Origin of the sequence: Rhizobium sp. 16-488-2b, assembly GCF_017741815.1 — a bacterium.
Classification (GTDB): domain Bacteria; phylum Pseudomonadota; class Alphaproteobacteria; order Rhizobiales; family Rhizobiaceae; genus Rhizobium.
The window spans coordinates 306182-315241 of sequence record NZ_JAGHMF010000036.1; the positions used below are offsets into that span (position 1 = coordinate 306182).

General features: G+C 60.8%; 7 protein-coding genes. 1 reads left to right on the top strand and 6 read right to left on the bottom strand.

Going from position 1 to position 9060, the window contains the following annotated elements:
• Nucleotides 1–8 precede the first annotated feature (8 nt).
• Nucleotides 9–1310 carry a hemolysin family protein gene (locus J5286_RS27920; RefSeq protein ID WP_209193221.1) on the bottom strand — a complete coding sequence of 434 codons (1302 nt, stop codon included), beginning with the start codon at nucleotides 1308–1310 and terminating at the stop codon, nucleotides 9–11.
• Between the two features lie 250 nt (nucleotides 1311–1560).
• On the opposite strand from J5286_RS27920, the gene J5286_RS27925 reads away from it, so the two are divergent.
• A complete protein-coding gene (locus J5286_RS27925; RefSeq protein ID WP_209193222.1) occupies nucleotides 1561–2481 on the top strand; it encodes a GGDEF domain-containing protein in 921 nt (306 codons plus the stop codon).
• Nucleotides 2482–2512: 31 nt separating this feature from the next.
• On the opposite strand, the gene J5286_RS27930 is transcribed toward J5286_RS27925, so the two are convergent.
• The 5 genes from J5286_RS27930 to J5286_RS31665 all read right to left on the bottom strand — a co-directional run bounded on the left by J5286_RS27930 (nucleotide 2513) and on the right by J5286_RS31665 (nucleotide 8235).
• Nucleotides 2513–2776 carry a hypothetical protein gene (locus J5286_RS27930; RefSeq protein ID WP_209193223.1) on the bottom strand — a complete coding sequence of 88 codons (264 nt, stop codon included), beginning with the start codon at nucleotides 2774–2776 and terminating at the stop codon, nucleotides 2513–2515.
• 98 nt (nucleotides 2777–2874) lie between these two features.
• On the bottom strand, nucleotides 2875–5004 hold the full coding sequence (locus J5286_RS27935) for a site-2 protease family protein (RefSeq protein WP_209193224.1): 2130 nt from the start codon (nucleotides 5002–5004) through the stop codon (nucleotides 2875–2877).
• Nucleotides 5001–6383, bottom strand: coding sequence for an efflux RND transporter periplasmic adaptor subunit (locus J5286_RS27940; protein ID WP_209193225.1), 1383 nt, complete (start codon nucleotides 6381–6383; stop codon nucleotides 5001–5003). Before J5286_RS27940 ends, J5286_RS27935 begins: the two co-directional genes overlap by 4 nt.
• Nucleotides 6384–6393: 10 nt before the next feature.
• Nucleotides 6394–7155 (bottom strand): efflux RND transporter periplasmic adaptor subunit, encoded by a 762-nt coding sequence (locus tag J5286_RS27945; protein ID WP_047504730.1) that lies wholly within the window; start codon nucleotides 7153–7155, stop codon nucleotides 6394–6396.
• A gap of 21 nt (nucleotides 7156–7176) precedes the next feature.
• On the bottom strand, nucleotides 7177–8235 hold the full coding sequence (locus J5286_RS31665) for a TolC family protein (protein ID WP_511458257.1): 1059 nt from the start codon (nucleotides 8233–8235) through the stop codon (nucleotides 7177–7179).
• Nucleotides 8236–9060: the final 825 nt, after the last annotated feature.

Here is a 9060-nt window from a genome sequence, read left to right on the forward strand (position 1 = left end):
CAACCTGATTACTCGACGTCGGTCGTCTGGCGCGTGTCCAGCGAGCTGACCAGGATCTTGTCGATCCGTCGTCCGTCGAGGTCGATGACCTCGAAACGCCAGCCATCCTTGGTAAAGCTCTCGCCAAGCACCGGAAGATGCTTCAGCTCCTCGAGAACGAGACCCGCGACGGTCTGGTATTCGAGATCGTCGCCAAGCTTCAGGCTCATGAACTCCGCGAATTCGTCGATCGGCGTCCAGCCCGACACCAGATAGGAGCCGTCGTCGCGGCGCGCGATGGCCTGTTCGTCGATCGGGCCATCCTGCAGCGCGCCCATGATCGCTTCCATGATGTCGCCGGAGGAAATGACGCCTTCGAAGTGCCCGTACTCGTCGAAGACAAGCACCATGTGGACCGGCGACGTGCGGATCGCCTGGATGACGCTGATGGCGTTGGAGAGATCGGAGACGATCGGCACGTCCTGCGTGATCGTCTTCAGGTCGGCGGTGCCCTGAACCGACATCGCGTCGTAGAAATCCTTGACCGCAAGCACGCCCAGCACTTCGTCCGAGCTGCCCTTTCTGACCGGCAGGCGCGAGCGCTTGGTGTTGTGCAGCTGGGCGCGGATTTCGTCCAGGCTGTCGTCCACGTCGATGATCTCGACGTCGCGTCGTGGCGTCATCAACGCACGCGCCGTGCGGTCTGCAAGCCGCATGACGCCTGAAATCATGGCGGATTCTTCGCTCTCGATCACGCCCGCCGATTGCGCTTCTGCGAGGACCGTCTTGATCTCCTCGTCGGAGACGTTGTCACCGCCTTTGCCGGATTGGCCGAGCAGCTTCAGCACGAGCTTGCCGGAGGCATCGAGCAGCCAGACGAGCGGCAGCGCCATCTTCGACAGGACCGCCATGGCGGGCGCGACCTTGGCCGCGACCGCTTCCGGTTCGCGCAGCGCGATCTGCTTCGGCACGAGTTCGCCGACGATCAGCGACAGGTAGGTGATGGCGATGACCACGGTGCCGACGCCCACGGCATCGGCCACGGTCGGCGACATGCCCTGAAGCTGCAGCCAGGCCGTCAGGCGGCTGCCGAGGGTGGCGCCCGAGAAGGCGCCGGAGAGAACGCCCACGAGCGTGATGCCGATCTGCACGGTCGACAGGAACCTGCCGGGGTTCTCGGCAAGTTTTATGGCTTGTGCGGCTCCTCTGCTTCCGTGATCGGCGAGAACTTTAAGGCGGGCGGCCCTTGAGGACACGACAGCCAATTCCGACATGGCGAGCACACCATTCAGGATGGTGAGCAAGACCACAATTCCAATTTCGAGAAACACAGGAGCCCTTGTTCGTTGACGATGATGACGCAAGATAGGTGCAATCACACCGGTTGCAAAGCGGCGGCTCCGATTTTATCGCGCGCGGAACCCGGGAATGCATCGTTGCCATGTGTTTGGTAAATTAGCGTTTTAAGTCAGAAGAGCTTAACTTTCGTCTGCTAGAGAAGCGGCTATACTTGTTGCGATCACGTGTATGGCCGACGAAGAGATACTTCCACCAGAGATCCTGACTTCGATATTGATGCGAATGTTCGAGTTCGCACCGATCGCCATGGCTGTGTCGACCAGCGACACCGAGACATCCAGCTATCTGAAGGTAAACGACGCCTATCTCAGGCTTACAGGCCTGAAATGGGAGGATATCAGCGGCAGAACGTTGATCGCTGAGGGTGCCGCGATCAGCAGCCCGGCGCGCGATCGGCGCCATCGGATGCTCGCCGAAGACGGCGGCTACGTGCTGGAGGAAGTCGATATCCGCCATGCCGACGGAACGATCGTGCCAACGTTGATTTCCGCGCAGCGCACTGTCATCGATGGTGTGTCCTTCGATGTCGAAGTCATCCTCGACGTCTCCGCGCGCGTTCGCCATCAACACGAGATCGAGCTTGCGCTCCGTGCTTCGGCGCGCACCGATGCGCTTTCGGGCCTGCCCAATCGCGCCTGCTTCGACGAAGTTCTGGCCGAGCACCTGGAACGGCGCGACGACACCGACAAACTGCTGGCATTGGCTTTCATCGATTTCAACGGCTTCAAGGCCGTGAACGACACGATGGGACACGCCGCCGGCGACGAGGTGTTGAGGATCATCGCCAGCCGTTTCCGCGACAGTTTCCGCGCCAACGATTTCATCGCGCGCATCGGCGGCGACGAGTTCGTCGTTCTTCTGGAGGTCGATCCCTCGCATCTGAACGACGTGGAGCTCACGCTCAAGGATGCGGTCGATCGCATCTTCAAGCCGATCGCCGTCGAAGGTGTGGTTGTGGAACTGGGTGCTGCGATGGGCGTCACGCTTTTGCAGCCAGAAGACGACGCGGCTTCCTTCGTGAAGCGTGCTGATAACTACATGTATCTGGCAAAGCAGACCGGTGATCGGTTGGCGATGATCTGGCTCGGGCAGCCCGGAAGCACCGAGGCGATTGCAAGGCTTGTGACCGGCACGACCGGTTAAAACCGTCTCGCCTGCCTTTCTGATATCGAGATCAATATTCCGGCGGCAGCGGTAGCTCGGCGGCCGTGTCCTCAAGCTCGGCCTGTGCGGCCTTCATTGTTTCGTCTTCGGTGGTAAAGGGGTTGCTGTCGACGGAGGGCAGCTCGCCGTTCATGTCGGATACGCGATAGAACCAATTTTCATTGGCGCCATTGATCGTCAGCCGGAACCTGCCGTGGCTGGCATAGGCCCGGCCCGTCGTGTCGCGCTTCCAGATGGAGTGACGATGAGTTGTCCGCGTCCTGAACAGGCGCATTGCGCATCCTTTCCGCTATTGATCACCCGGAATACTATCCCCGGTTTGTGATATAAAGCGCTGACGCCCGCAATGGTTTCAAAGTTATTACGAAAACCTCAGGCTCCGGCCTCGCGGACGAGAACTTTTACAACCTGCCGCCAGACGCGGCCGGCAATACTTTCACCTTTGCCGTTCAATACAACCACGCCTCTGACGGTCTCCGACAAAGCCTTGCCGGATACCTCGGCGGTAATCGCATACTGTGCCGAAACAGGGCTGAGGCGCAGGCGTTCATGGGCGTTCTGCGGGTGGACGGCGATCTCGCCGTGATATTCGGATGTCAGCTGCGGAATATCGATCTCGGAGGCGCCGGCCGAAGCGATGGAGGTGAGCTGCACGGGCAGTGACGACTGCGTGAGATCGTCAGGGATGAAGTGGCCAGTGGCGCCGACTTCGAGGCGGCCGCGGTCGCCTCCGGACACGAAGCCGCGCGCCGCCATGCCGGATGCGCCGGCAATCGTCGCGAGCTGATCCTTGGGGCTGATCCAGCGGCCGAGATGAACCTGCGGATCGATGTCGATGACGGTGCCGTCGAACGGCGCGCGAACGATCAGCGACGCCTGCCGGCGCGCAAGCCCGTCACGCTTGGCCTCAAGTGCGGCCAATTGCGATTGAAGGATGCCGCGATCGACAAGGTTTTGCGGATCGGCCAGCACGCGCGCCAGACGGTAGCGCGTCAGCTCCGCCTCGATTTCCGTGGTGCGAAGCTCCTGCTGCAACTCGGGGCGGACGATGGAAAACAGCACGTCGTTATTCTTGACGGCATCGCCGCGTTTGATCCCGATCGCCTCGATCTTTCCGGGCTCCATCGGGAAAAGCCGCGTGAACTCGTTGGGATAAAGCGCTGCTGGAGCCGACACGCTCTTGAAGATCGGCAGCGAGAGCAATGCGACGATGGCAAGGAAGATCGCCAGCGACAGATAGCTTCGTCTGCTCGTGATGATGTCATGGCGCATGGTCCACCACTCCCGGAGTTCGGACAGGATCGGCCGAAGGATGAAAAAGCCGATCTCGACGGCAAACAGCATCACGCCCACGATCTTGATCGTGAAATGATAGACGAGGAGCGCGATGCCGAAATAGAGAAACAGCCGGTAGATCGTCGTGGCGATGGCATAGAGCGTCACGATCACGTCGAGTTTCGGACCGAAGCGATCGGGCCTCTCCTCGCCGGTGTTGAACAAGAGGTTCCGAAGCCGCCAACGCAGATGCCGGAAAGCGCGGGGCTGCAGGTTTTCGACGCCGAGGAGATCGGCGAAGATGTAGTAGCCGTCGAAGCGCATGAAGGGGTTGAGGTTGACGATCAGGCTGAGCACCCAGCCGGTCGCCGCAAGAACGAAGGCTGCGGATCGAAACGGGCCGTCGGGCAGAAACACCCATAGAAGAAGCGCGAAAACGGCGATATGCATCTCGGTCAGCACGCCGGCCGTATCGATCTTCAGCCGATCGAAACGCGACTTCAGCCGCCACGCATCGCTGACGTCGGTATAGAGCAGCGGCACCAGCACCATGAAGGCGATACCCATGGTGGGAACGCGGCAGCCATGGCGGTGCGCGACATAGGCGTGGCCCAACTCGTGCATCGACTTGATGAAGCCGACCGAGATCACCGAGACCACGATGCCCTCAAGCGTGAAGATATAGGGAAACGTGCCGGTGAACGCGTCCCACTGCCGGGACACCAGATAGAGCCCGAGAATGGCGGCGCAGATGGTGAAAGCATGAAAAGCCGGGCTGAAGAGTCCGGTGATGTAAGGGGCGGTCTTGCGGATGAAGCGATCCGGCCTGACCAGCGGAATGCGGAAGAAGAGGTAGTTATGGATCAGCCGCATGAAGAGCGAGTGGCGGCGCGTCGCGCTGGCATGAAGCGCGCGCCAGGTCGCCGACGCCGGTTCGGTGACGAAGAAGCTCGTCTCCAGCATCCGCATCGCGGCATAGATCTCCTCCTGCTCGGGAAGCCGTCCGAACTGCGCCTGTACGGCCTGAATGAGGCCGCGCAGCGAGCGCGCGAAGTTCCAGAGCGTCAGCAGCTGGAACATTTCGAAAGTGATGCGGAAGAAACGATTCCGGACTGGATCAAGCACGATCCAGACCGGCTCGCCGGACAGGCTGGTACCGCCGCGCACGATCTGCAGATCCTCGCGCAGGGGCGGCAGTCTGAGATCGGGCGAAGGTGATACGCTCATAGACCCAGCCGTTGCCTGATCGCGGCAATCGGCCGCCGGAACAGATAGTAGGCCAGCGGCACTTTTTCGCCGAAGATTTGCGACGTCCCGCGAATACCGAGACGCAGACCGCGCTCGGGCACGGCGTCAAATCCAGCATAGATGCGATAGGCCAGAATGTTGCCCTCGATCATTTGCGGATCGAAGGAGGAGGACAGCGTTTTCGCCGCGACCGGATGCAACGGGTCGGCATCCAGAAACGCGCTGACCGCGGCGCCGTTCTCGACCGCGATGGCATCGGCCACCGGCACGTCGATGCGTAGCTGAACGCGGCTAGGGTCGGCCACTTCCATCACCCGCTCGCCGATCGATACCGGCCGGCCGATCCAGTCGCGCTTGTCGGTGAAGATGACCACGCCATCGGTTTCAGCCTTCACGCTCGTGCGTGCCAGCATGTCGGCGGCGTAATCGCGCTTGGCCGATGCGACGCTCAATTCGCTTCTGGTCACCGCCAGATCGCGCCGCGCCTCCGGGTCGGCGATCGCGCGCTGGCTGATCTGCATCAGCTTCGCCTGCGCCACCTTCACATCCTGCTCGGCGACGCGCAGCTCGTTTCGAAGGGCGGTGTCGGCCAGCCTGAAGAGCGGCTGCCCCTTCACCACGCTTGCATTCGGATTGACGAGGATCTCCTCGATCGCGCCATCGAGCGGTGCCGCGACGATCTCCGGCGCGACCGGAACCACCTCGCTCGGCGCCAGCACGGTCATGTGGACGGGGATGAACATCGCGGCTATCGCCAGCAAGGCAGCGGTTCCGATCAGCGGCTTGATCGGCAGATTGCGCTTCAGGCGTCGCGGTCCGCTCAGCGCCCGCCAGGCGTGGGAATAGGTCTCGGCCAGCCTTTCGGCCAGCAGCAGATCCGCCTCCGGCCACGGCGTCTCGCGCGCCAAAAGCATGCCCGCGAAGATATGGCCGTCGCGCAGCTGAAACGGCACCCAGGCCATGAAGCGGAAGGGATAGCTGTCCTGCTCGATCTCGCCGGGCGGGCAATAGGCGGGAAGGGTGAAGGCCTTGATCTTAGCGAGCCCTGCCTCGCGCGACAGCTGCCTGATGACACCTTCGACGAAGCGGATGCGCGGCGCGTTTCGATCCACCGCGCCGATCGAGGACACCGTCTCGACCTTGAAGACGCCCTTTGGAACCGACAGCACGAAGATCTGCCTGGCCTTGGTGAGCTTCATCGTCTCGTTGGCGATGAGGAAGCGCAGTTCGCCGACGCTTTCGACACGGCGTGCGTCGGCCTCGATCCTGAGCAACAGTTCGTAGGCGTGCTGGGCGGCGGCCGCTGCCGGTGGCTGAAGCTTGATGGGATCGCTGGCTGGCTTTTCGACACCTTGCATCTGCGTATGCCTACTCACTCGGGATTTTGAACACTGTGGGGCCGCTCATCCCCGGCAGGACGCCGGTGGCCTGGCCGGAAAAACGCCCGGTCACCTTGACCGTCTGGCTGACCGGATCGACGGTCGCGCCGATGCGGATAATATCGACCGGCAGGGTCTTGGCCGTCTCGTCGACGCTCAATGAAAACGCTTCGCCTTCGCGCAGCCAGCGCAGCCAGACCGAGGGTACCAGCACGTCGACAAGCAGATCGTTGCTGGCGACAATGTGCATGATCGGGCGGCTCGGTTCCGGCGTTTCGTGCGCGTGGGAGGGCATGGCGCCGATCCGGCCGTCGAAGGGCGCCCTTATCGTGCAGCGGCCGAGCTTGCTGCGATAAGCGTCGGCCTCGCCCGCGGCCTGGTTGGCCTTGGCGCGCGATATGTCGACCTCGAATTTGCCGGCAGCATTCGAGCGCGCCAGCCGTTCGTCATTGGCAACGGCGATCTGAGCGGCCGCCAGCGCCGCCTCGGCGGATTTGAGCTGGGCTTGGATATCTCCGCATTCGAAGGTGGCGAGGATATCGCCCTTGTTGAAACTCTCGCCTTCCTTGAAGGGCAGGGTGGCGATGGCGAAGCCGAGATCGCTCGAAATGGAGGCTTCGTCGGCGGCGCGAACGATGCCGCGCAGCCCTTCCAGCGATGCCGTGGCATCCGCCGCATCATTGCCGGCGGCGTAAGCTGCGCCACCTGCCAAAAGCTGTATCATCAGAACGGATGCCGCTATGTGCTTCATCACGGTCTCCCATGCCGGCGGTTATTTGGCCGCAACGAGGTCTGTCTTCAATTCACCGCGCTCCAGCCACATGTCACGCAACTCGCCAGCCATTTCCTTGACGGGCTGGGTGGTGCGCAGCGTTTGCGGGAACGGATCGATGCCGAGCGATGCGTAGATGTTCGCATAGGCGTTCTGCAGGTCGGCATAGGCCATATCGAGCTTCGCATCGGCCAGCAGCGCGTTCATCTCCTCGCGGATCAGCATCTGCTCGCTGGTCTTCTGCGCGTCGGTTTCGGTGCGCACCTGCGTCAGGATTCGGTGCGAAACATTGGAAAGCGCGGCTGCCGTCGAATAGGAATGCTTCAGGTGGGCATAGCGCGCGCGGCTGATATGGACCTGCGTCATCACAGCCATCGCGACAGAAAGCGAGCGCGTATCCAGCATCTGCTTTTCGGCCTCGATCTTCTTGTTGACCGCCGGCAGGGTCGCGAGCTTCATCAGATTGAAGCTGACCTTGGCGCCCCACGACACCCAGTCGTTGGTGGCGATATAATCGTTGGAATCGTAGTTCGGGCCAGCGTACAGGTTGATGCCGGGCAGCAGATCGAGCAGCGCCGCATCGACTTCACGTTCGTTGATCCGCAGCCGGTAGGAGATTTCGCGCATCTCCGGGCGGTTGGTCGCGGCGATATTGAACATCTCCTGCGAGGTGTAGCTGATCTTCAGCTGCGTATCGCGGCGCTTGGGAACCTCGAGCGTGAATTCCGTGCCGGGCTTCACGTTCATCAGCGCGGAAAGCTGCGTCTTCGCCACCAGCAGTTCGCCTTCCAGCAACTCCACCTCTCGCTTGACCTCGATCAGCTCGCGCTCATAGGTCAGTGCCACCAGCGGCGACGTTTCGCCGTTGGACGAAAGATTACGGGTGTCCTTGAGCGCGCGGGCGACGCGGCCTTCCAGCGCGCGCATGCGGCCGACGAGACGCTGGTAGCTCACAGCGCGCCAATAGGCCGTGCGGACATCCTCGATCACCTTGTTGACCATCCGCCGCTTCATCTCGTCCTGAACCAGAACTTCGTCGGTCGCCTGCTTGGCGCGCACGTAGGAGAGGCCGAAATCCAGGATGTTCCAGGAGGATGTTAGATCGGCTGTGACAATACTATCATCGCGAGTAGAGGCCTCGGTGGGGTCCGCTTCGCTGCGGCCGGCATACCCTGCGCCCGGCTACAATCTTAGGCAGTGCGGAATAGCTCACCAAATCCGCCTCCCGTAATTTCAGCGCCGCCTGCATGACCTCTACCTTCGTGTCGAGGTTGTACTTCAAGGCCCTCGCCATGGCCTCGTACAAGTCTACCCTGTCTGAAATGGGCTCCTGATTGGCGGTGGCAAGGGCAAGCCTCTCCTTACCGAAATTTGCATGTGCCTCAGGGGGTAACGGTTTCGGCGTAACTGTGCATCCGCTCGCGATCAAACTGACGGAAACGACCAGAAATACGGGGATTTTCATTCATTCATTCCTCGAACCTGTACCGCAGACAACGGTGTCTGACATGGGTGAAGTCTGCGGAAATGCAATTGCAAGGGTGTAAAATACACAATCATGACGAGTACTTTGAATGTGAAACTGCCGCCTGATTGCCTTCAGTCTTTGCTAACATGGTTAATCAAGACTTAACAAAACACAATTTTTCAGAGCATTCTTTATTGGTGTGTGCTAAATGATGTCTCGGATGGATACGGCTGCAAGCTCCTGTCATGGTTGATTTAGTGCAAACTAATTGCTGGTGCGGAAAATTAGGAATTTGTTAATTCTCTGCTCACTACGGTTGAAAAAGCCGACATTGGGAGTCGGTTCTGAGGATGACTAACATCGCTGACATGCCGGGATAGTACGGGCACCCGGCCAACGAAAACGATCTGTCGTGG

Coding starts and splice junctions, on each gene's coding strand:
- J5286_RS27930 (WP_209193223.1), bottom strand. CDS start 2,776: ATGCGCCTGTTCAGGACGCGGACAACTCATCGTCACTCCATCTGGAAG.
- J5286_RS27945 (WP_047504730.1), bottom strand. CDS start 7,155: ATGAAGCACATAGCGGCATCCGTTCTGATGATACAGCTTTTGGCAGGT.
- J5286_RS27925 (WP_209193222.1), top strand. CDS start 1,561: ATGTTCGAGTTCGCACCGATCGCCATGGCTGTGTCGACCAGCGACACC.
- J5286_RS27935 (WP_209193224.1), bottom strand. CDS start 5,004: ATGAGCGTATCACCTTCGCCCGATCTCAGACTGCCGCCCCTGCGCGAG.
- J5286_RS27940 (WP_209193225.1), bottom strand. CDS start 6,383: ATGCAAGGTGTCGAAAAGCCAGCCAGCGATCCCATCAAGCTTCAGCCA.